12 protein-coding genes are annotated in these 22,220 nt (G+C 72.9%); 9 read left to right on the top strand and 3 right to left on the bottom strand.

Annotated elements, in window-relative coordinates; translation table 11 throughout:
- The first annotated feature begins 260 nt into the window (after positions 1-260).
- From glgX to AB0O82_RS10255, 3 genes are all read left to right on the top strand, one after another.
- The gene (gene glgX, locus AB0O82_RS10265) at positions 261-2,468 is read left to right on the top strand and encodes a glycogen debranching protein GlgX (RefSeq protein ID WP_363582069.1); all 2,208 of its coding nucleotides are present in this window, start codon (positions 261-263) and stop codon (positions 2,466-2,468) included.
- A 168-nt stretch (positions 2,469-2,636) separates the two neighbouring features.
- On the top strand, positions 2,637-4,457 hold the full coding sequence (locus AB0O82_RS10260) for an ABC transporter ATP-binding protein (RefSeq protein ID WP_363582067.1): 1,821 nt from the start codon (positions 2,637-2,639) through the stop codon (positions 4,455-4,457).
- Entirely contained in the window at positions 4,454-6,310 is a 1,857-nt protein-coding gene (locus AB0O82_RS10255; protein ID WP_363582065.1) for an ABC transporter ATP-binding protein, read from the top strand. The genes AB0O82_RS10260 and AB0O82_RS10255 overlap by 4 nt, the downstream gene beginning before the upstream one ends.
- A gap of 25 nt (positions 6,311-6,335) precedes the next feature.
- Here the strand turns inward: AB0O82_RS10255 and glgP are convergent, their stop codons facing one another.
- Positions 6,336-9,017 (bottom strand): alpha-glucan family phosphorylase, encoded by a 2,682-nt coding sequence (glgP, locus tag AB0O82_RS10250; protein ID WP_363582063.1) that lies wholly within the window; start codon positions 9,015-9,017, stop codon positions 6,336-6,338.
- A 1,008-nt stretch (positions 9,018-10,025) separates the two neighbouring features.
- Between glgP and AB0O82_RS10245 the strand changes: the two genes are divergently transcribed.
- The 4 genes from AB0O82_RS10245 to glgB all read left to right on the top strand — a co-directional run bounded on the left by AB0O82_RS10245 (position 10,026) and on the right by glgB (position 17,946).
- The gene (locus tag AB0O82_RS10245) at positions 10,026-11,981 is read left to right on the top strand and encodes an alpha-1,4-glucan--maltose-1-phosphate maltosyltransferase (RefSeq protein WP_363582158.1); all 1,956 of its coding nucleotides are present in this window, start codon (positions 10,026-10,028) and stop codon (positions 11,979-11,981) included.
- Entirely contained in the window at positions 11,978-13,702 is a 1,725-nt protein-coding gene (treS, locus tag AB0O82_RS10240; protein WP_063347760.1) for a maltose alpha-D-glucosyltransferase, read from the top strand. The genes AB0O82_RS10245 and treS overlap by 4 nt, the downstream gene beginning before the upstream one ends.
- A 241-nt stretch (positions 13,703-13,943) precedes the next feature.
- Positions 13,944-15,434, top strand: a complete 1,491-nt coding sequence (locus tag AB0O82_RS10235; RefSeq protein WP_363582060.1) for a phosphotransferase — start codon at positions 13,944-13,946, stop codon at positions 15,432-15,434.
- A 109-nt stretch (positions 15,435-15,543) separates the two neighbouring features.
- Complete coding sequence (gene glgB, locus AB0O82_RS10230; RefSeq protein WP_363582058.1) at positions 15,544-17,946, top strand: 1,4-alpha-glucan branching enzyme; 2,403 nt, start codon at positions 15,544-15,546, stop codon at positions 17,944-17,946.
- Between the two features lie 48 nt (positions 17,947-17,994).
- Here glgB and AB0O82_RS10225 read toward each other — a convergent pair whose 3' ends face one another.
- Entirely contained in the window at positions 17,995-18,399 is a 405-nt protein-coding gene (locus tag AB0O82_RS10225; protein WP_363582056.1) for a type II toxin-antitoxin system VapC family toxin, read from the bottom strand.
- Positions 18,396-18,677, bottom strand: a complete 282-nt coding sequence (locus AB0O82_RS10220) for a type II toxin-antitoxin system prevent-host-death family antitoxin (RefSeq protein ID WP_363582054.1) — start codon at positions 18,675-18,677, stop codon at positions 18,396-18,398. The genes AB0O82_RS10225 and AB0O82_RS10220 overlap by 4 nt, the downstream gene beginning before the upstream one ends.
- A gap of 178 nt (positions 18,678-18,855) precedes the next feature.
- Here AB0O82_RS10220 and pta point away from each other — a divergent pair, with 178 nt between their 5' ends.
- Together pta and AB0O82_RS10210 are read left to right on the top strand one after the other, a co-directional pair.
- Positions 18,856-21,009, top strand: a complete 2,154-nt coding sequence (gene pta, locus AB0O82_RS10215) for a phosphate acetyltransferase (RefSeq protein WP_363582052.1) — start codon at positions 18,856-18,858, stop codon at positions 21,007-21,009.
- A complete protein-coding gene (locus AB0O82_RS10210) occupies positions 21,006-22,220 on the top strand; it encodes an acetate kinase (RefSeq protein ID WP_363582050.1) in 1,215 nt (404 codons plus the stop codon). The genes pta and AB0O82_RS10210 overlap by 4 nt, the downstream gene beginning before the upstream one ends.

Genomic DNA, 22,220 nt, shown 5'->3' with positions numbered 1-22,220 from the left:
CGTCCGGTACCGGGAAGGTCCGGTACCGGGAGCCTCCGCCACCGGGGACGCCCGATGCCAGGAACGTCCGGTGGCGGGAACGCCCGATACCGGGAACAACGAGGGCAATCGCGGCGGGGACACGCGCAGCCGCGCGAAATCCCCCCATCCATCGGCCGCCATCCGCCGGTAAGCCCCCGTTCAGCCGCTTCCGATCTGCGCAATCCGGGAAAGAGGAAGTGAACGGGGTCCGGGACACCCCGTCCAGGGAGGGTGCGGCCATGGCGTCAGGGCAGGAGCTGGAAGCCGGAGTGCGGCCGCCCGGCGGGGACACCGCCGAGCCACCGTGGCCCGGCAGCTGGCAGCCGCTCGGCGCCCGCTTCCGGACCGACCAACAGGGCCGCCAGGGAACCAACTTCGCGCTCTGGGCGGCCGGCGCCGAGGCGGTCGACCTCTGCCTGTTCGACGAGGACGGCCGGGAGGCCCGGCACCGCCTCACCGAGCAGGACTTCCAGACCTGGCACGGCTTCCTGCCCGGCGTCCGCCCCGGCAGCCGGTACGGCTTCCGCGTGCACGGCCGGTGGGACCCGTGGACCGGCGCCCGCTGGAACCCGGCGAAGCTGCTGCTCGACCCGTACGCCCGTGCCGTGGACGGCTGTTACACCAGCCACGACGCGGTCTGCGCCGCCGTCCGCAACTGGCCGGAGGCGGACGTCGCCGACACCGTCCGGGACAACCGCGACTCCGCCCGCTACGTGCCCAGATCCGTGGTCGTCCACGATGACGACGACTGGTACGACGACCACCGCCCGAAGACCCCGTGGGCCGAGACGGTGCTCTACGAACTGCACGTGCGCGGCTTCACCATGCGCCACCCCGACGTCCCGCCGGAGCTCCGCGGCACCTACGCGGGCCTGGCCCACCCGGCCGCCGTCGCCCACCTGACCCGCCTCGGCGTGACCGCCGTCGAGCTGCTGCCGGTGCACCAGTACGCCAGCGAGGACCACCTCCAGTCGCGCGGCCTGGTCAACTACTGGGGCTACAACACGATCGGCTACTTCGCCCCGCACGCCGGCTACTCGGCGGCCGGCTCGCGCGGCGGCCAGGTCGGCGAGTTCAAGCGGATGGTCCGCGCCCTGCACGCCGCCGGGATCGAGGTGATCCTCGACGTGGTGTTCAACCACACCGCGGAGGGCGCCGAACTCGGCCCGATGCTCTCGCTGCGCGGCATCGACAACACCGCCTACTACCGCCCGGCCCCGCACCGCCCGCGCGGCTACGCCGACTTCACCGGCTGCGGCAACACCCTGGACACCCGCCGCCCGCAGGTGGTCCGGCTGGTCACCGACTCGCTGCGGTACTGGGTCACCGAGATGGGCGTGGACGGCTTCCGCTTCGACCTCGCCGCCGCCCTCGCCCGCGGCACCGACGGGGTCGACATGGACCACCCCTTCCTCGCTGCCGTCTCCCAGGACCCGCTGCTCAGCCGGGTGAAGCTGATCGCCGAGCCCTGGGACGTCGGCCCGGGCGGCTACCAGGTCGGCGGCTTCCCCCCGCTGTGGGCCGAGTGGAACGACAAGTACCGGGACACCGTGCGGGACTTCTGGCGCGGCGCCCGCCCGGACGTGCGCGAGCTGGGCTACCGGCTGTCCGGCTCCTCCGACCTCTACCAGCGCGGCGGCCGCCGCCCGTACGCCTCCGTCAACTACGTGACCGCGCACGACGGTTTCACGCTGCGCGACCTGGTCAGCTACGACCGCAAGCACAACGAGGCCAACGGCGAGGCCAACCGGGACGGCACCGACGACAACCGGTCCTGGAACCACGGCGTCGAGGGCGAGACCACCGACCCGGAGGTGAACGCCCTGCGGCTGCGCCAACTGCGCAACCTGCTGGCCACGCTGCTGCTCTCCACCGGCGTCCCCATGCTCACCGCCGGGGACGAGCTGGGCCGCACCCAGGGCGGCAACAACAACGCCTACTGCCAGGACAACGAGCTCGGCTGGCTGGACTGGTCGCTCCTGGCGGATCCCCGCTGGCGCGGGCTGTGCGAGCTGACCGCCCGGCTGATCCGGCTGCGCCGGGCCCACCCGGTGCTGCGGCAGCGGGCGTTCTTCTCCGGCCGGGCCGCCGCTCCGGGCGGCCAGCCGGACCTCGCCTGGTTCACGCCGCTGGGCAAGGAGATGACCGAGGCCGACTGGTTCGCCCCGACCGCCTGCCTGGGCATGCTGCTGTCCGGCACCGCGATGTCCGAACGGGACGAGGCCGGGCGGCCGACGCTGGACGACAGCTTCCTGCTGCTGCTCAACGCCGGTCACGAACCGGTGTTGTTCACCCTCCCCGGCGAGCCCTGGGCCGCGCCGGAGGAGGCGTACGAGACGGTGGTCGACACCGCCGTCGAGGGCGGCGGCGAGCCCTGTCCGCAGGGCGCGACGCTGCTGGCCGGGCGCTCGCTGCGGCTGCTGCGCGCGCCCGCCGCCACGGCCTGAGCGGCGTCGGCCGCGCGTGCGGCGCACTCCGGCCCGTACGGCCGGCCCCACGCGCCCCGCCGTTCACCCGCGCCCCACCCGTACGGGTGGCCGGTTCTCGCCGAAGGGTTCTGTCAGGGGTGAAAAACCTGATGAGAAATGACGCGACCTCGTCCTACCCTCACGACGATGGCCGAGAACCGACAACACGACGACACCGCGACCGGGCACCGCTCCACGGTCCGCTCCCTCCTGCGCCTGTGGCCCTACGCCCGAGCCGTCCGCCGCCGGTTGGCCACCTCGGTGGCCGCCGCCCTGGTCGCCATGCTGAGCGTCCTCGGCGTCCCGCTGGTCCTCGGCCGGATCGTCGACGGTCCGCTCGCCGAACACGACCTGAGCGGACTCTGGCCGCTGATCGGCCTGCTGCTGGTCCTCGGGCTGGTCGAGGCCGCGCTGTTCTACACCCGCCGGGTGGTCCTGGCCCGCCCGCTGGCCGGGCTGGAGACGGCCATGCGCGGCGACCTCTTCGCCAAGCTCCAGCGGCTGCCGATCTCCTTCCACGAGCGCTGGGGATCCGGCCAGCTGCTCTCCCGGGCCACCGCCGACATGTACACCATGCGGCTGTTTCTGGCCTTCCCGCTGGTCTTCCTGGTCGTCAACTCGGTGATGTTCCTCGCCGGCACGGCGGTGATGTTCACCCAGGACTGGCGGCTCGCCCTGATCATCCTGCTGCCCGCCGTCCCGCTGTTCGTGCTCACCCGGCGGTTCGAGGCCGGCTACTCCGGCGCCTCCCGCCGCGCCCAGGACCAGAACGGCGACCTCGCCACCGTCATCGAGGAGTCCGTCCTCGGCATCCGCATCCTCAAGGCCTTCGGCCGCCACCGCTCGATGGCCGAGCGCTTCCGCGCCCAGGCCCACGACCTGCGCCGCACCGAACTGCGCAAGGCCGGGCTGCTCGCCAACCTCTGGGCGGTCATCGTCGGCCTGCCCGAGATCGCCCTCGGCTGCGCCCTCGCCGCCGGCGCCTACCTGGTCGCCCACGACGAGCTGAGCGCCGGCACCCTGGTCGCCTTCCTCTCCACCGCGCTGGCGCTGCGCTGGCCGGTCGAGTCCCTGGGCTGGCTGCTCGCCTACGCCAACGAGGCCGCCACCGCCACCGACCGCTTCTTCGAGGTGCTGGACGAGCCCGAGACCGCCGACCCGGGCACCGCCGACGGCCTCGGCGGTGCCCCCGACGGCATCCGCTTCACCGGCGTCCGCTTCCGCTACCCCGACGCCCCCGACGACACCCCCGACCTGCTGGCCGGCATCGACCTGCACATCCGCAGCGGCGAGACGATGGCCCTGGTCGGCGCCACCGGCAGCGGCAAGACCACGCTCACCGCGCTGCTCCCCCGCCTGTACGAGGCCACCGCCGGCACCATCACCCTGGACGGCCGGGACATCCGCGACCTCCCCCGGGAGCGGCTGCGCGAGCTGGTCGCGGTCGCCTTCGAGGAGCCCACCCTGTTCTCCGCCACCGTCCGGGAGAACGTCCTGATGGGCGCCCCGGGCGCGAACGACCAGCAGCTGCGCGCCGCCCTGGCCACCGCCCAGGCCTCCTTCGTGGACAAGCTCCCGGACGGCGTGGACACCGAGGTCGGCGAGCAGGGCCTGAGCCTGTCCGGCGGCCAGCGCCAGCGCCTCGCCCTGGCCCGTGCGGTGGTCGGCGACCCGGCCTTCCTGGTGCTGGACGACCCGCTCTCCGCCCTCGACGTGCACACCGAGGCCCTGGTCGAACGGGCGCTGCGCCAGGTCCTCGGCGCCACCACCGCCCTGGTGGTCGCCCACCGCCCGAGCACCGTGCTGCTCGCCGACCGGGTCGCGGTGCTCTCCGACGGCCGGATCGAGGCCGTCGGCACCCACCAGGACCTGCTGCGCGACTGCGCGCACTACCGCGAACTGATGTCGGGCGAGTCCGCCCCGATGCCCGAGGCCGTCCTGGTCTCCGAGGGGGGCACCACCCGATGACCACCACCATCTCGCCCGTCGGCCCCGCCGAACGGGAGACCGCCGAACCGGTCGAGGAACAGCTGCCGCCGCCCCCGGCCGACGAGGAGGACATCCCCGTCCCGCCCGGCGCGCCCCGGGCTCTGCTGCGCTCGCTGCTCGGCCCGCACCGGGCCCGGATCGCCGTCGCGATGCTGGTGATCCTCATCCAGCAGGCGGCCCTGCAGTCCGGCCCGCTGCTGGTCGCCATCGCGATGGACCGCGGCATCCCGGCACTGCGCGAGAGCGACAGCGGCCCGCTGATCGCGGTGGTCTGCGCCTACCTGGGCTGCGCGCTGCTCAGCCTGCTGCTGCAGTGGGCGTTCATCAAGATCAGCGCCCGGGTCAACCAGGACATCCTGCTGGAGCTGCGCGGCCGGATCTTCCGGCACGCCCAGCGGCTGAGCCTGGACTTCCACGAGCGCTACACCTCGGGCCGGATCATCTCCCGCGCCACCAGCGACGTGGACGCGCTGCGCGAGCTGCTCTCCGAGGGCCTCCAGGAGCTGCTGACCGTCCTCCTGTCGGTTTGCTACATCTCGGTGCTGCTGCTGGTGCTGGACTGGCGGCTCGGACTGGTCTCGCTGGCGTCGATCCTGCCGCTGGCGCTGATCGCCCGGTCCTTCCGCAGCCGCTCGCGCCGGGTCTACCGCCGCTCCCGCACCTCGGCCGCCTCACTGATCGTCCGTTTCACCGAGACCATGAACGGCATCCGCCCGGTGCAGGCCTTCCGCCGCGAGAAGGCCAACGACGAGGCCTTCGCCGTGGTCAACCGGCAGTCCGCCACCGCGACGGCGGACGGCCTGCTGGAGATCGCCCGCTACGTCGGCCTCTCCCGCGTCACCGCCAACCTGTGGACCACCGGCGTGGTGCTGCTCGGCGCCTACCTGGTCGCCGACGGCACGGTCGAGCTGGGCGTGCTCACCGCCTTCGTGCTCTACCTGCGCCGGCTCTACGACCCGATCGACCAGCTGGCGATGTTCCTGAACAGCTACCAGTCGGCCGCCGCCGCGCTGGAGAAGATCGCCGGCCTGCTCGCCCACGAGCCGACCGTCGCCGAACCGGCCGCGCCCGCCGAACTGCCGCAGGCCGCCGGCAAGGGGCGCGAGGTCCGCTTCGAGGAGACCCGTTTCGCCTACCGCACCGGCAAGCAGGTGCTGCCGCCGTTCGACCTGGTGATCCCGGCCGGGCAGACGGTGGCGGTGGTCGGCGCGACCGGCGCCGGCAAGTCGACGGTCGCCAAGCTGCTGGCCCGCTTCTACGACCCGACCGACGGCCGGATCCGGCTGGACGGCGTGGACCTGCGCGACCTCGCCACCCCCGAGCTGCGGCGCGGCGTGGTGATGGTGACCCAGGAGTCCTTCCTGTTCTCCGGCACCGTCGCCGAGAACATCGCGATCGGCCGCCCCGGCGCCGGCCGCGAGGAGGTCGAGCAGGCCGCCCGGGACATCGGCGCGTACGAGTTCATCGCGGCGCTCCCGGACGGCTTCGACACCGACGTGCGCAAGCGCGGCGGCCGGATCTCCGCCGGGCAGCGCCAGCTGGTCGCCTTCGCCCGCGCCCTGCTCGCCGACCCGGCGGTGCTGATCCTCGACGAGGCGACCAGCTCGCTGGACGTCCCCGGCGAGCAGGCCGTCCAGCGGGCCATGCGCACGGTGCTGGCCGGCCGGACGGCGGTGATCATCGCGCACCGGCTCTCCACCGTGGAGATCGCCGACCGCGTCCTGGTGATGGACCAGGGCCGGATCGTCGAGGACGGCTCCCCGCAGGAGCTGATCGACGGATCCGGCCGCTTCGCCGCCCTCCACCAGGCCTGGCGGGACAGCCTGGTCTAGGGCCGGCGCTCCCCCCGGCAGGGCCTCAGCGCAGCACCCCCGCGTCCATCCCCGACGACTCGGCGGGCAGGGCCACCAGCCCCAGCTCCGCCGGGGAGGCCAGCCGGGGGTGGGCCGGCAGCACCCGGACGGTGTAGCCGAACGGGCCGGTCCGGCACAGCTCCAGCGAGCCCTCGTAGCGGGTCCGGCCGTCCAGGTCGGACCCGCCGACCGGCTTGAGGGCGAGCACGCAGCCGTCCGAGATGCCGTCCGTCTCGTCCACCCGGCCGGACACCGCCTGCACCTCGACGTCGCCCGGCTCCAGCGCCCCGAGCGTGACCTGCACCCGCAGCGCCAGCGAGCTGCCCAGCTCCTGCGCCTCGTCCGGACAGTCCGCCTCGACGTGCTCGACCCGGACGGCCGGCCAGGCCTCCCGGACCTTCGCCTTCCAGGCCGCCAGCTCCAGGGCGCCGTGGTGCTCCGCCGCCGCCAGCTCCCGCTGGGCCAGCGCCGCCGGGGTGTACAGCCGTTCGACGTACTCGCGGACCATCCGCCCGGCCAGCACCTTGGGGCCGAGGGTGACCAGGGTGTGCCGGACCATGGCGATCCAGCGGTGCGGCAGCCCGTCCGTGCCCCGGTCGTAGAACCGGCCGGCGACCTGGTCCTCGATCAGGTCGTACAGCGCGGCGGCCTCGATGTCGTCGCGGCGCTCGGCCTCGCTGCTCTCCGGGTCGAGCACGCCGTCGGTCTCGTCGGCGGTGGGGATCGCCCAGCCGTTCTGGCCGTCGTACCACTCGTCCCACCAGCCGTCCAGGACGGACAGGTTGAGGCAGCCGTTGAGCGCGGCCTTCATCCCGGAGGTACCGCAGGCCTCCAGCGGGCGCAGCGGGTTGTTCAGCCAGACGTCGCAGCCCGGGTAGAGGTGCCGGGCCATCGCCATGTCGTAGTCCGGCAGGAAGACGATCCGGTGCCGGACGGCCGGGTCGTCGGCGAAGGCGACCATCTGCTGGATCAGCCGCTTGCCGCCGTCGTCGGCCGGGTGGGCCTTGCCGGCGACCACGATCTGCACCGGCCGGACGGGGTGCAGCAGCAGGGCGCGCAGCCGGTCCGGGTCGCGCAGCATCAGGGTGAGCCGCTTGTACGAGGGCACCCGGCGGGCGAAGCCGATGGTGAGCACGTCGGGGTCGAGCACCGAGGAGACCCAGCCGAGTTCGGCCTCGCCGGCGCCGCGCTGGCGCCAGGAGTCGCGCAGTCGGCGGCGGGCCTCGTCGACCAGTTGGGCGCGCAGGCTGCGGCGCAGGTCCCAGATCTCGGTGTTGCCGATCCGCTCCAGGCCGGTCCAGCGCTTGGCGTCGCCGGTGGTCATGGCGTCCTCGGCGCGGTCGGCGCCGATCTCGGCGGCGCCGAGCCGCACGACCGCCGGGTCGATCCAGGTGGCGGCGTGGACGCCGTTGGTGACGGAGGTGATCGGCACCTCGGTGGCGTCGAAGCCGGGCCAGAGGCCGTTGAACATGGAGCGGCTGACCTCGCCGTGCAGGGTGGAGACCCCGTTGGCGCGCTGGGCGAGCCGCAGGCCCATGGCGGCCATGTTGAAGAGCTTCGGGTCCCCGCCGGGCCAGGTCTCGGCGCCGAGCGCGAGCACCGGCTCGACCGGGACGCCCGGCAGCGCGGCGTCGCCGCTGAAGTGGCGGGCGACCAGCTCGCGGTCGAAGCGGTCGATGCCGGCCGGGACGGGTGTGTGGGTGGTGAACAGGGTGCCGGCCCGGACGGACTCCAGGGCGGCGGCGAAGTCCAGGCCGACGCTGTCGGGGCCGGGTGAGCCGGTGGAGACCAGCTCGCGGATCCGTTCGACGCCGAGGAAGCCCGCGTGGCCCTCGTTGGTGTGGAACACCTCGGGGGCGGGGTGCCCGGTGAGCCGGCAGTAGGCGCGGACGGCGCGGACGCCGCCGATGCCGAGCAGCATCTCCTGGAGCAGCCGGTGCTCGCTGCCGCCGCCGTAGAGCCGGTCGGTGACGTCGCGCTCGGCGGGCGAGTTGGCCTCGATGTCGGAGTCGAGGAGCAGCAGCGGGACCCGTCCGACCTGGGCCTTCCAGATGTGCGCGGCCAGGGTGCGGCCGCCGGGCAGGGCGAGGTCGACCCGGCCGGGGGTGCCGTCGTCCTCCCGGAGCAGGCTGACCGCGAGTTCGTCCGGGTCGAGCAGCGGGTAGCGCTCCTGCTGCCAGCCGTCCCGGTTGAGGGACTGCCGGAAGTAGCCGTGCCGGTAGAACAGGCCGACGCCGATGATCGGGACGCCGAGGTCGCTGGCGGCCTTGAGGTGGTCGCCGGCCAGGATGCCGAGCCCGCCGGAGTACTGGGGCAGCGCGGCGGCGATGCCGTACTCGGGCGAGAAGTAGGCGATGGCGGCGGGCAGCGGGGTGGCGCCGGCCTCCTGCTGGGCCTGGTACCAGCGCGGGCCGCTGAGGTACTCGCGCAGGTCGTCGGCGAGGTCGCCGAGTCTGCGCAGGAACCGCCGGTCGGCGGCGAGGGCGGCGAGCCGGGCGGCCGGGACCTCCCCGAGCAGCCGCACCGGGTCCTCGCCGGTCGCGGCCCAGACCTCCGGGTCCACGGACCGGAAGAGGTCCCTGGTCTCGGGGTGCCAGGACCAGCGCAGGTTGAGGGCCAGCTCGTGCAGCGGCTGGAGTTGTTCGGGCAGGACGGTGCGGACGGTGAATCTGCGGATTGCCTTCACGGCGTGAAGCGTAGCCGCGATGTCCGTCATGACAGTGCGTCAAGTGGGCTATTGGGCATCCGTTCGGCCTATTGATGAGATCGCATTCGGCGCATTGGTCTGCACGGGGGGCGCGCGCGGCGCACATTTCCGGGGTCCTGCGCTACCAATGCATGAACACTGCGGAACAGGTCCATTTCCGATGGCTCATCCGCTCAGGACAAAGCCCGAAACTACTGTCGTACCGCTGCAAAAGTCTTGTCCCCGGTGCGAGGATGACTCAAGGTCGTTGATGCTGCGGGGAGTGCGGCGGCGGGTGGCGTCCGCCTTGAAGCAGCACGTCCGAATCCTTTTCGCGTTGATCGTTCCCCTTCTTCTTAGCCCATTCGGCGCTCACCTCGCACCGACGCGTGTCCTCGTACTCGGCCTGCTCGTTCACGGGTCGACCGGGTCGCCCAGGGGCGTGCCCCTGGAGGCGCGCGCCGGGACGCGCGCGGCTCCAGGGCCTCCCGTCGAGGACTCGGCGGGCGCCGGGCAGGTTGCCGGGGACGGCGGCGCGGGCAGGCTTCCGGTCGCACGTCCTCCCCACCCAGCAGTCCTCCCGGTACTCCCCTGGCCCATCCCCGGCCCGCGGGAGCTGCCGCCGATCTCGGGCAGGAGTTTGACATGCACGGCGACACGCGGGACCAGTCCACACCGGTGGCCGACAGCCACGACGCAGCGGTCGCGGAATCCGCCGGACGGATGGATTCTGACACTCGGACGGATCCGGCGATGCCGGCACCGCGGGCCGCCGGGGCGGTCCGCACCGAGCCGGCCGAAGCGGCCCGACAACCCGGGGCCGAGGAGGGCCGGACCGCGGCACCGCGCAGGCGCACCACCACCACGCGCCGCGCCGCCGCCACCGCGAAGGCCCCCGCCGACGCCGCCGGGACCGCCGGGACCACCGCCGAGGGCGCCTCCGGCGCCGCGCCGCGCAAGGCCTCCGCCCGCAAGCCCGCCGCCCGCAAGACGACAGAGAGCGACACCGTGATCGGCCGCATCCCCGTCCTGGACGTCAGCCCCCTCGTCGACTCCGGCCGCCGCCCGGCCAAGGCCGTCGTCGGCGAGACCTTCCTGGTCACCGCGACCGTGTTCCGCGAGGGCCACGACGCCGTCAACGCCAACGTGGTGCTGCGCGACCCGCGCGGCCGCGGCGGCCCGTGGACGCCGATGCGCGAGCTGGCCGAGGGCACCGACCGCTGGGGCGCGCACGTCACCCCGACCGCGCCCGGCCGCTGGTCGTACCTGGTCGAGGCGTGGAGCGACCCGGTCGCCACCTGGCGCCGGACCGCCGCCGTGAAGCTGCCCGCCGGGATCGACACCGCGCTGGTCCTGGAGGACGGCGCCCGGCTGCTGGAGCAGGCCGCGGTCGGCGTGCCGAAGAAGGAGGGCCGCGCGCACGTGCTGGCGGCCGCCGACGCGCTGCGCGACCCCGGCCTGCCGCCGCTGTCCCGGCTGGCCGCCGCGCTCGCCCCCGAGGTGCTGGACCTGCTGGCCCGGTACCCGCTGCGCGAACTGCTCAGCGCCTCCCGCCCGCTGCCGCTCCAGGTGGACCGCGAGCGCGCGCTGTACGGCTCCTGGTACGAGTTCTTCCCCCGCTCGGAGGGCGCGGTGGTGGATCCGAGCGGCGTCGAGCCGCCGCGTTCGGGCACCCTGCGCACCGCCGCCGAGCGGCTGCCGGCCGTCGCCGCGATGGGCTTCGACGTGGTCTACCTGCCGCCGGTGCACCCGATCGGGCGAGCCTTCCGCAAGGGGCCGGACAACGCCCTGACGGCCGGTCCGCACGACGTCGGCTCGCCCTGGGCGATCGGCTCCCCCGAGGGCGGCCACGACGCCGTCCACCCCGACCTCGGCACGATCGAGGACTTCGACCACTTCGTCGCCGAGGCCGAGGCCCTGCGCCTGGAGGTGGCGCTGGACTTCGCCCTCCAGTGCTCCCCCGACCACCCGTGGGTGAACAAGCACCCGGAATGGTTCAGCCACCGCGCGGACGGCACCATCGCGTACGCCGAGAACCCTCCGAAGAAGTACCAGGACATCTATCCGATCAACTTCGACCAGGACATGGACGGAATCGTCAAGGAAACCATCCGGATCCTCCGGTTCTGGATGTCCCACGGCGTTCGGATCTTCCGGGTCGACAACCCGCACACCAAACCGGTGGCGTTCTGGGAGAAGGTGCTCGCCGACATCGCCCGCACCGACCCGGACGTCGTGTTCCTGGCGGAGGCCTTCACCCGGCCCGCGATGATGCACACCCTGGGGAAGATCGGCTTCCACCAGTCGTACACGTACTTCACCTGGCGCACCACCAAGCCGGAACTCACCGAGTACCTCACCGAACTCACCGGTGACGCCGCCGCCTACATGCGGCCCAACTTCTTCGCCAACACCCCGGACATCCTGCACGGCTACCTCCAGCACGGCGGCCGCGCCGCGTTCGCGATCCGCGCCGTGCTCGCCGCCACCCTCGCCCCCAGCTACGGCGTCTACGCCGGCTTCGAGCTGTACGAGGACGAGCCGGCCCACCCCGGCTCCGAGGAGTACCTGCACTCGGAGAAGTACGAGCTGCGCCCGCGCGACTGGACCCGCACCGACTCCCTCGCCCCGCTGCTCACCGTGCTGAACCGGCTGCGCCGGCGCCACCCCGCCCTCCAGCAGCTGCGCAACCTGCGCTTCCACCCCACCGACAACGACCAGGTGCTCGCCTACTCCAAGACCGCGACCACCCCCGAGGGCCTCACCGACCAGGTCGTCACCGTGGTCAACCTCGACCCGCACCACGTCCAGGAGGCCACCGTCACCCTCGACGGCGACGGCCCGTACGCGGTGCACGACGAGCTCACCGGCGCCGTCTACACCTGGGGCCGGCACAACTACGTCCGGCTCGATCCCTCAGCCGAGCCGGCTCACCTCCTCACGGTTCGGAGGAACCCAGCGTGACTGTGAACGAGCCCGTCCCCGACACCTTCCCGGAGACCTCGAAGAAGAACCTGGACCCGGAGTGGTTCAAGCGTGCGGTCTTCTACGAGGTGCTGGTGCGGTCCTTCCAGGACAGCAACGGCGACGGGGTCGGGGACCTGAAGGGGCTCACCACCAAACTCGACTACCTGCAGTGGCTCGGGGTCGACTGCCTCTGGCTCCCGCCGTTCTTCGCCTCGCCGCTGCGCGACGGCGGGTACGACGTGGCCGACTACAAGTCGGTGCTGCCGGAGTTCGGCGACCTCGCCGACTTCATGGAGTTCGTCGACGCCGCGCACGCCCGCGGCATGCGCGTGATCATCGACTTCGTCATGAACCACACCAGCGACCAGCACCCGTGGTTCCAGGCCTCCCGGACGGACCCGGACGGCCCGTACGGCGACTTCTACATGTGGGCCGACGACGACAAGCAGTACCCGGACGCCCGGATCATCTTCGTCGACACCGAGACCTCCAACTGGACCTACGACCCGGTCCGCAAGCAGTACTTCTGGCACCGGTTCTTCTCCCACCAGCCGGACCTCAACTACGACAACCCCCGCGTCCAGCAGGAGATGATCGCCGGACTGCGGTTCTGGCTCGACCTCGGCATCGACGGCTTCCGGCTGGACGCGGTGCCGTACCTGTTCGCCCGCGAGGGCACCAACTGCGAGAACCTGCCGGAGACCCACGAGTTCCTCCAGCGGGTCCGCAAGGAGATCGACGCCGACTACCCCGACACCGTCCTGCTGGCCGAGGCCAACCAGTGGCCCGAGGACGTCGTCGACTACTTCGGCGACTTCACCGCGGGCGGCGACGAGTGCCACATGGCGTTCCACTTCCCGGTGATGCCCCGGATCTTCATGGCCGTGCGGCGGGAGTCCCGCTACCCGGTGTCGGAGATCCTCAGCAAGACCCCGCAGATCCCCGGCGGCTGCCAGTGGGGCATCTTCCTGCGCAACCACGACGAGCTGACCCTGGAGATGGTCACCGACGAGGAGCGCGACTACATGTACGCGGAGTACGCCAAGGACCCCCGGATGCGCGCCAACGTGGGCATCCGCCGCCGGCTCGCCCCGCTGCTGGAGAACGACCGCAACCAGATCGAGCTGTTCACCGCCCTGCTGTTCTCGCTGCCCGGCTCGCCGGTCCTCTACTACGGGGACGAGATCGGCATGGGCGACAACATCTGGCTGGGCGACCGGGACGGCGTGCGCACACCGATGCAGTGGACCCCGGACCGCAACGCGGGTTTCTCCTCCGCCGACCCGGGCAGGCTCAGTCTGCCGCCCATCATGGACCCGGTGTACGGCTACCAGGTGACCAACGTCGAGGCACAGCAGAGCAGTTCGAGTTCGCTGCTGCACTGGACGCGTCGCATGATCGAGATCCGCAAGCTCAATCCGGCGTTCGGCCTCGGTACGTACACCGAACTGCCCTCCAGCAACCCCGCCGTGCTGGCCTTCGTGCGCGAACACGAGGGGGACCTGGTCATGTGCGTGAACAACTTCTCGCGGTTCGCGCAGCCGACCGAGCTGGATCTGCGGCAGTACGGCGGACGGTACCCGGTCGAGCTGATCGGCGGGGTGCGCTTCCCCTCCATCGGCGAGTGGCCCTACCTGCTCACGCTGGCCGGCCACGGCTTCTACTGGTTCCAGCTCCGGCAGCCGCCGCGGCTGAGCGGGACCAGGCGCTCGAAGTAACGATCCGCCACACCCTGCCCCACAGCACCACCAGACCCTCCGGGGGCGCGAGTTGAACCCCTGCGCCCCCGGAGTTCTCTGCACCGCCGCGTACGGAGAACAGCCCAACGGCCACCCACACGAAGGCGTGACACCTGAGCCCCGCTCGCGTGCCGCCGCCGCCGCGCCGCCGAAATCCGGAAGACTGACGGACCCGGCCAGACCCGTCGGGCAGTCCGCCCGCTTCCGGGGAAAGGGAGTCATGTCCGAAACCTCCCGTTCTCAAGCCCATGTGCAGCAGGACGCCCCCGCCGACACCGCCGCGCCGGCGGGCGCGCGGAGCACCGGGGCCCGGAGAACCGCCCTGGGGGTCAGCGAACTCGTCCAGGCCGCGCTGCCGCTGATCGCCGAGTGGCTCCCCACCCAGCGGTGGTACGCCGGAAAGGGACGGCCCATCACCGGCCTCACCCCGATGGTCGGAACCCCGCTCCAGGTCGGCGACCCCGCCCTGCTGCACCTGCTGCTGCGGGTCGAGCACGCCACCACGGCCGGCGCCCCGCACGGCGACATCTACCAACTCCTGCTCGGCATCCGCTCGGAGGGGCCCGCGGACATCGAGCCCAGCGCCGTGCTCGGCCGGCTCAACCAGGGCCCGTACGACGGCGCGGCGCTCTACGACGCCGTCCACGACCCCGAACTCACCGGGCGGCTGCTGGAACACCTCGCCACCGGCGACCGGTTCGGCTCGCTGTCCTTCCGCCGGACCCCCGGCTCCGGGCTCCCCGCCAACCTCCCAGGCCGCGCCTCCACCGCCGAGCAGTCCAACAGCTCGGTCATCTACGGCACCTCGTACATCCTCAAGCTGTTCCGCCGCATCCACCCCGGCACCAACCCCGACCTCGAACTCTCCCTCGCCCTCTCCCGGGCCGGCTCCACCCGGATCCCCCGGGTCGCCGCCTGGTTCGAGAGCCGGCTGGAACGCGCCGAACCCGCCACCCTCGGGCTGCTCCAGCGCTACCTGCCGGACGCCGAGGACGGCTGGGAGCTCGCCCTCGACCAGGTCGGCCGGCTCAAGGGCGACCCCTCCCCCGGCAACTTCGCCATCGAGGCCCACCGGCTCGGCCGGGCCACCGCCGAAGTCCACCGGGTCCTGGCCCGCTCGATGCCGGTCGCCCGGCTCGACCGCGCCCAGACCAGCCGGCTCGCCACCACCATGGCCGACCGGCTGGACAGCGCCGTCGCCGCCGTCCCCGGCCTGCTGCGCTACCGGGCCGCACTGCGCACCGCCTTCCAGCAACTCGCCGACGCCCACCCCGACGGCCTGCCCGTCCAGCGCATCCACGGCGACCTGCACCTCGGACAGGCCATGCGCACCCCGCACGGCTGGGTGCTGCTGGACTTCGAGGGCGAACCCGCCAAGTCCGTCAACGAACGCCGCGAACCCCAGCCCGCGCTGCGCGACGTCGCCGCCATGCTCCGCTCCTTCGACTACGCGGCCGCCCACCTGCTCGCCGGCGGCCCGGTCGATCCGGAACTCGCCCACCTCGCCGCCGCCTGGGCCCAGCGCAACCGCACCGCCTTCTGCGCCGGCTACACCGCCGGCGGCGGCGCCGACCCGGCGGCCTCACCGGAGCTGATGCGGGCCCTGGAGATCGACAAGGCGGTGTACGAGGTCGTGTACGAGGCCCGGCACCGGCCGAGCTGGCTGCCGATCCCGCTCGCCGCGATCAACCGGCTCGCCCTCACCGTCTGACCGCTCCGGCCCGCCCGCACCCCCTGCCCTGCCCGCCCCCTGCCCCACCCGCACCCCCGGTTCCGCCGCCCTGGAGTTAGCCCACCCCCCGTCGCAGGAGGACCCAGCCGTGACGCCGCTCGACCCGCCCGGCCGCACCACCCGCCCCGTCCCGGCCACCTTCCTGGCCGGCCCGGACTCGCCCCGGCCCGAGCCCGTCCCGGCCGAGGAGTCCGGGCCGGCCGGCGAACCCGCCCCGACGGAGGAGTCCGTACCAGTCGCGGCGTCCGCACCAGTCGCGGCGTCCGCACCGGTCACGGCCCCGCCCACGGCCTCGCTGCGCCTGCCCGAGGCGCCGCTGCCGCCGTCCGAGGTGGACCGGCTGGTCGGCGGGCAGCACCACGACCCGCACGCCCTGCTCAGCGCGCACCCGGTGCACGGCGGCACCGCGATCCGGGTGCTGCGCCCGTTCGCCGAGCGGGTGGTCGTCGAGACCACCCAGGGCCCGGCCGAACTCACCCATCAGCAGGGCGGGTTGTTCACGGGGCTGGTGGCCGGCGCCGACGCCGTGGACTACCGGCTGCTGGTGACCTACCCCGGCGGCGAGCCGCTGGCCCAGCACGACGGCTACCGCACCCCGCCCACCCTCGGCGAACTCGACCTGCACCTGATCTCCGAAGGCCGGCACGAGCAGCTATGGCAGGCCCTCGGCTCGCACGTGCGCACCGTCGACGGCGTCGCCGGCACCGCCTTCGCGGTCTGGGCGCCGAACGCCGTCGGCGTCCGGCTGATCGGCGACTTCAACCACTGGGACGGCACCGGGCACCCGATGCGCTCGCTCGGCTCGTCCGGCATCTGGGAGCTCTTCGTCCCGGGCCTCGCCGAGGGCGCCGCGTACAAGTACGAGATCCACACCCGGCAGGGCTGGGTGCTCGACAAGGCCGACCCGCTCGCCCGGGCCGCCCAGTGCCCGCCCGCCACCGCCTCGGTGGTCACCTCCTCCGACTACCGCTGGCAGGACGGCGACTGGATGGCCCGCCGGGCCCGCGCCGCACACCACCGGGCGCCGATGTCCGTCTACGAGCTGCACCTGGCCTCCTGGCGGCCCGACCTCACCAGCTACCGCGCCATCGCCGAGGAACTGCCGCGCTACCTCAAGGAGTTGAACTTCACCCACGTGGAGTTCATGCCGGTCATGGAGCACCCCTTCGGCGGCTCCTGGGGCTACCAGGTGTCCGGCTACTACGCCCCCACCGCCCGGCTCGGCAGCCCCGACGACTTCCGCCACCTGGTCGACACCCTGCACCGGCACGGCATCGGCGTGATCGTCGACTGGGTGCCCGCCCACTTCCCCAAGGACGCCTTCGCGCTCGCCCGCTTCGACGGCGAGCCGCTGTACGAGCCGGCCGACCCGCTGCGCGCCGAGCACCCCGACTGGGGAACCCTGGAGTTCGACTACGGCCGCACGGAGGTGCGCAACTTCCTCGTCGCCAACGCGGTCTACTGGTGCGAGGAGTTCCACATCGACGGCCTGCGGGTGGACGCCGTCGCCTCGATGCTCTACCTCGACTACTCCCGCGAGGGCGGCGCCTGGACGCCCAACCAGCACGGCGGCCGGGAGAACCCGGACGCGGCCGCGTTCCTCCAGGAGATGAACGCCACCGTCTACCGGCGCTGCCCCGGCGTGGTCACCATCGCCGAGGAGTCCACCGCCTGGGACGGCGTCACCCGCCCGACCGACGCCGGCGGCCTCGGCTTCGGGCTCAAGTGGAACATGGGCTGGATGCACGACTCGCTGGTCTACATGTCCAAGGAGCCGGTGCACCGCAAGTTCCACCACAACGAGATCACCTTCTCGATGGTGTACGCCTACTCGGAGAACTACGTCCTGCCGATCTCGCACGACGAGGTGGTGCACGGCAAGCAGGCGCTGGTCTCCAAGATGCCCGGCGACTGGTGGCAGCAGCGCGCCAACCACCGCGCCTACCTGGGCTTCATGTGGTCCCACCCGGGCAAGCAACTGCTCTTCATGGGACAGGAGTTCGCCCAGGGAGCTGAATGGGACCACGAGCAGGGCCCGCAGTGGTGGGTGCTCGACGAGCAGTGGCCCGCCCACCAGGACCACCGCGGCGTCCGCCGGCTGGTCCGCGACCTCAACCGGCACTACCTGGACACCCCCGCCCTCTGGGAGCGGGACACCACCCCGGACGGCTTCCGCTGGCTCGACGGCGGCGCCGCCGAGGACAACCTGCTCTCCTTCGTCCGGTACGGGGCCGACGGCTCGCCGCTGGTCGCGGTCTGCAACTTCTCCCCCGTCGTCCGGCACGGCCACCGGGTCGGTCTGCCCGACCTGGACGGCCGCGACCAGCTGTGGGAGGAACTGCTCAACACCGACGCCGAGGCCTACGGCGGCGGCGGCATCGGCAACTCCCACCCGGTCAAGGCCGAACCGACCCCCTGGCACGACCAGCCCCGCTCCGCCGAACTGGTCCTCCCCCCGCTCGCCACCCTCTGGCTCCGCCCGGCCCGCTGAGGGCCTGAGCACCAGAGTGTCTGAGCGCCTGCCCGGCCGGGCAGGCGCTCAGCTCGGCGCCGACACCGGGAAGCCGAGGTCCTCCGCGGCCCTGCCCAGCTCGCGGTCGTAGGTGATGAACTCGGTCAGCTCCGTGCGGAACGGGTCCGCGCTGGCCAGGTGCAACGCGTCCAGCGAGCCGAGGCGCGGAGTGCGGTAGGAGAGCGCCCGGGCGAGCACCGCGCTGCTGAGGTCGACCTGGTGGCTGCCCCGGAGCGCCTGGTCCACGTAGTAGGGGACCTGCTGGTGGGCCAGGCCCGCGCGGAGCAGGGCGCGGGTGATCTCCAGCCGGGCCAGCGCGCTGGTGATCAGCTCGGTCCCGGCGGGCAGCGCCTGCCGCCACGCCCGCACTGCGGCCGTCTCCGGCTCCGGCTTGATGAACTTCAGCAGCGCGCAGGAGTCGAGGTAGATCAACGGTTCCGCTCCCGTTCGCGGTCCTCCACCAGGAGGTCCGAGAGGCTGCCGATCTCCGGCAACAGGTCGAGGGCCAGCTCGGGCATGCCCTCCTCGGCGGGCGGGGTGACCTCGCCGGCCGCGACCATGCGTTCGAGGACCGTCGCCGGGGGTTCCTCCGGCACGAGTCTCAGCACGGGCCGCCCGCGGTCGGTGACGACGATCGTCGCGCCGGCCCGGACCCGCGCGACCGCCTTGGACGGGTTCTGGTTCAGCTCACGCAGTCCCATGGTCTCCATGCCCTCCAATGTAACTACGTCATGTAGGTACATCAAGGGCGGGCGGCGGCGCAAACCCCACGCCCAGGACGTTCAGCCCTTGCCCCGACTCGGCCGCTCTGCTCGCGGACGCCCGTTCGTGGTGCGAAGGTATGGTCGATATGGCCATATTCCGAGACGACGGGACGGAGACACCCACGTGGCGCGCAGCGTGTACGTGACCGGTATCGACCGGGGGGACGGCCGGCAGGCGGTCGAACTCGGGGTCATGGAACTGCTCACCCGCCAGGTGGACCGGGTCGGGGTGTTCCGGCCGCTGGTGCACGCGCACGCGGGGGCGTCTGCCGGCCACCGGGCCGGGTCCGAGCCGGGCTCGGACCACGTGGTGGAGCTGCTGCGCGGCCGGTACCGGATCGACCTGCCGAGTTCCGAGCTGTACGGGCTCAGCTACGAGGAGGCCGCCGCGCTGCAGGCCGCCCGGGGGCAGGACGAGCTGGTCTCCGCCCTGGTCGACCGCTTCCGCGCGCTGGAGCGGCGCTGCCAGGCGGTGCTGGTGCTCGGCACCGACTTCGCCGACACCAACATCCCGGACGAGCTGGCCTTCAACGCCCGGCTGGCCAACGAGTTCGGCGCCGCCGTGCTGCCGGTCGTCGGCGGGCACGCCGAGGACCCGGAGGCCGTCATCGCCGAGGTCCGCAACGCCCACCGGGCGTTCACCGACCTGGGCTGCGAGACCCTGGCGATGATCGCCAACCGGGTCGCCCCGGGCGCCAAGCAGCGGATCCAGCGCAAGCTCACCGAGAAGCTGCCGATCCCCGCCTACGTCATCCCGGAGGAGCCGGCGCTGGCCGCGCCGACCGTCGCCCAGCTGGTCGAGACGACCGGCGCCGAGGTCCTGCTCGGGGACGCCGCCGGCCTGGCCCGGGACGTCCGCGGCTTCGTCTTCGGCGGCGCCATGCTGCCCACCTTCCTGGACGCCCTGACCGAGGGCGCCCTGGTCGTCACCCCCGGGGACCGCGCCGACCTGGTGATCGGCTCGCTGGCCGCGCACGCCGCCGGCGCCCCGCCGATCGCCGGCGTGCTGCTGACGCTCGGCCAGCACCCCGGCCCGAACGTGATGGCGCTGGCCGCCCGACTCGCCCCCGGCACCCCGGTCGCGGTCGTCCCGGAGGGCAGCTGGCCGACCGCCGCGGCCCTCACCCACCTGGAGGGCAAGCTCACCGCGGCCAGTCCGCGGAAGGCCGAGATCGCCCTCGGGCTGTTCGAACTGCACGTCGACACGGCCGAGTTGACCAACCTGATCGAGGTCGGCCGGTCCGAGCGCGTCACCCCGATGATGTTCGAGCACGAGCTGCTGGAGCGGGCCCGGGCGAGCCGGCGGCACGTCGTCCTGCCGGAGGGCACCGAGGAACGGGTGCTGCGCGCGGCCGAGATCCTGCTGCGCCGCAACATCTGCGACCTCACCCTGCTCGGCGAGGCCGACGCGGTGCGCCGCAAGGCCGCGAGCCTCGGCATCGACCTCCCGCAGGAGCAGTCGGGCACCGACCGCGCCCAGGTCCGGATCGTCGACCCGACCACCAGCCCGCTGCGCCGCCAGTTCGCCGAGCTGTACGCCCGGCTGCGCGCCCACAAGGGGATGACCGTCGAGCTGGCGCTGGACGTGGTCACCGACGTCTCGTACTTCGGCACCCTGATGGTCCAGGAGGGCATCGCCGACGGCATGGTCTCCGGCGCGGTGCACTCCACCGCCGCGACCATCCGGCCCGCCTTCGAGGTGATCAAGACCTCGCCGGGCGCGGCCATCGTGTCGAGCGTCTTCTTCATGTGCCTGGCCGACAAGGTGCTGGTGTACGGCGACTGCGCGGTCAACCCCGACCCGGACGCCCAGCAGCTGGCCGACATCGCGATCCAGTCCGCCGCCACCGCCGCCCAGTTCGGGGTGGAGCCGCGGGTCGCGATGCTCTCGTACTCGACCGGCACCTCCGGGTCCGGCGCGGACGTCGACAAGGTCCGCAAGGCCACCGAGCTGGTCCGCGAGCTGCGGCCGGACATCCTGGTCGAGGGCCCGATCCAGTACGACGCGGCGGTGGACGCCCACGTCGCGGCCACCAAGCTGCCGGGCTCCGCGGTGGCGGGCCGGGCGACCGTGCTGATCTTCCCGGACCTCAACACCGGCAACAACACCTACAAGGCGGTCCAGCGCTCGGCGGGCGCGGTGGCGGTCGGCCCCGTCCTCCAGGGCCTGCGCAAGCCCGTCAACGACCTCTCGCGCGGCGCGCTGGTCCAGGACATCGTCAACACCGTCGCGATCACCGCCATCCAGGCCCAGGACGAGAAGGAGCCGAAGGCATGAGCGAAGGAACGCGCGTTCTCGTCCTGAACGCCGGCTCCTCGTCGGTGAAGTACCAGCTGATCGACATGCTGGACGGTGCCCGGCTGGCCTCCGGCCTGGTGGAGCGGATCGGCGAGCCCGGCGGGCGGCTGGTGCACACCCCGCACTCGGGCGGGCCGCGCGAGCTGCCGCAGCTCTTCCCGGACCACTCCGCCGCCCTGAAGGCCGTCGCCGAGGAGCTGGCCGCCGACGGCCTCGGGCTGGACTCCCCCGAGCTGGCCGCGATCGGCCACCGGGTGGTGCACGGCGGCAAGCGGTTCACCGAGCCGACCGTGGTCACCGACGACGTGCTCAAGGAGATCCGCCGGCTGATCCCGGTCGCGCCGCTGCACAACCCGGCCAACATCACCGGCATCGAGGTGGCCCGCGCGCTGCGCCCGGACCTCCCCCAGGTGGCCGTCTTCGACACCGCCTTCCACGCCTCGATGCCCGAGTTCTCGGCCCGGTACGCGATCGACAAGGCCGTGGCCGACGAGCACCGGGTGCGCCGCTACGGCTTCCACGGCACCTCGCACCAGTACGTCTCGCGGGCCACCGCCCGGCTGCTCGGCAAGGACCCGGCCGAGGTGAACGTGATCGTGCTGCACCTGGGCAACGGCGCCTCCGCCTCGGCGGTCGCCGGTGGTCGCTGCCTGGACACCTCGATGGGCCTGACCCCGCTGGAGGGCCTGGTCATGGGCACCCGCTCGGGCGACATCGACGCCGGTGTGGTGTTCCACCTGCACCGGGTGGGCGGGCTGTCGATCGACGAGATCGACGACCTGCTCAACCGCCGCAGCGGTCTGCGCGGCCTGTGCGGCGACAACGACATGCGCGAGATCATGCGCCGGGCCGGGGCCGGGGACGCCGACGCGAAGCTCGCCTTCGACGCGTACATCCACCGGCTGCGCAAGTACATCGGCGGCTACTACGCCGTGCTCGGCCGGGTGGACGCGATCGCGTTCACCGCGGGCGTCGGGGAGAACGCGGCGCCGGTGCGCGCGGCGGCCACCGCCGGGCTGGACGAACTGGGCATCGCGGTCGACCCCGAGCTGAACTCGGTGCGCTCCGGCGAGGCCCGGATCATCTCGCCCGCGTACGCCCGGGTGGCGGTCGCCGTGGTGCCCACCGACGAGGAACTGGAGATCGCCCGACAGGCCTTCGCCCTGGTCCACCGGCGGTCCGGGGACTGA

The organism is Kitasatospora sp. NPDC088264 (assembly GCF_040685715.1).
Lineage (GTDB): Bacteria > Actinomycetota > Actinomycetes > Streptomycetales > Streptomycetaceae > Kitasatospora.
This window is presented reverse-complemented; position numbering and strand designations above follow the sequence as displayed.

Coding starts and splice junctions, on each gene's coding strand:
- glgX (WP_363582069.1), top strand. CDS start 261: ATGGCGTCAGGGCAGGAGCTGGAAGCCGGAGTGCGGCCGCCCGGCGGG.
- AB0O82_RS10235 (WP_363582060.1), top strand. CDS start 13,944: ATGTCCGAAACCTCCCGTTCTCAAGCCCATGTGCAGCAGGACGCCCCC.
- AB0O82_RS10210 (WP_363582050.1), top strand. CDS start 21,006: ATGAGCGAAGGAACGCGCGTTCTCGTCCTGAACGCCGGCTCCTCGTCG.
- AB0O82_RS10220 (WP_363582054.1), bottom strand. CDS start 18,677: ATGGAGACCATGGGACTGCGTGAGCTGAACCAGAACCCGTCCAAGGCG.
- AB0O82_RS10255 (WP_363582065.1), top strand. CDS start 4,454: ATGACCACCACCATCTCGCCCGTCGGCCCCGCCGAACGGGAGACCGCC.
- AB0O82_RS10260 (WP_363582067.1), top strand. CDS start 2,637: ATGGCCGAGAACCGACAACACGACGACACCGCGACCGGGCACCGCTCC.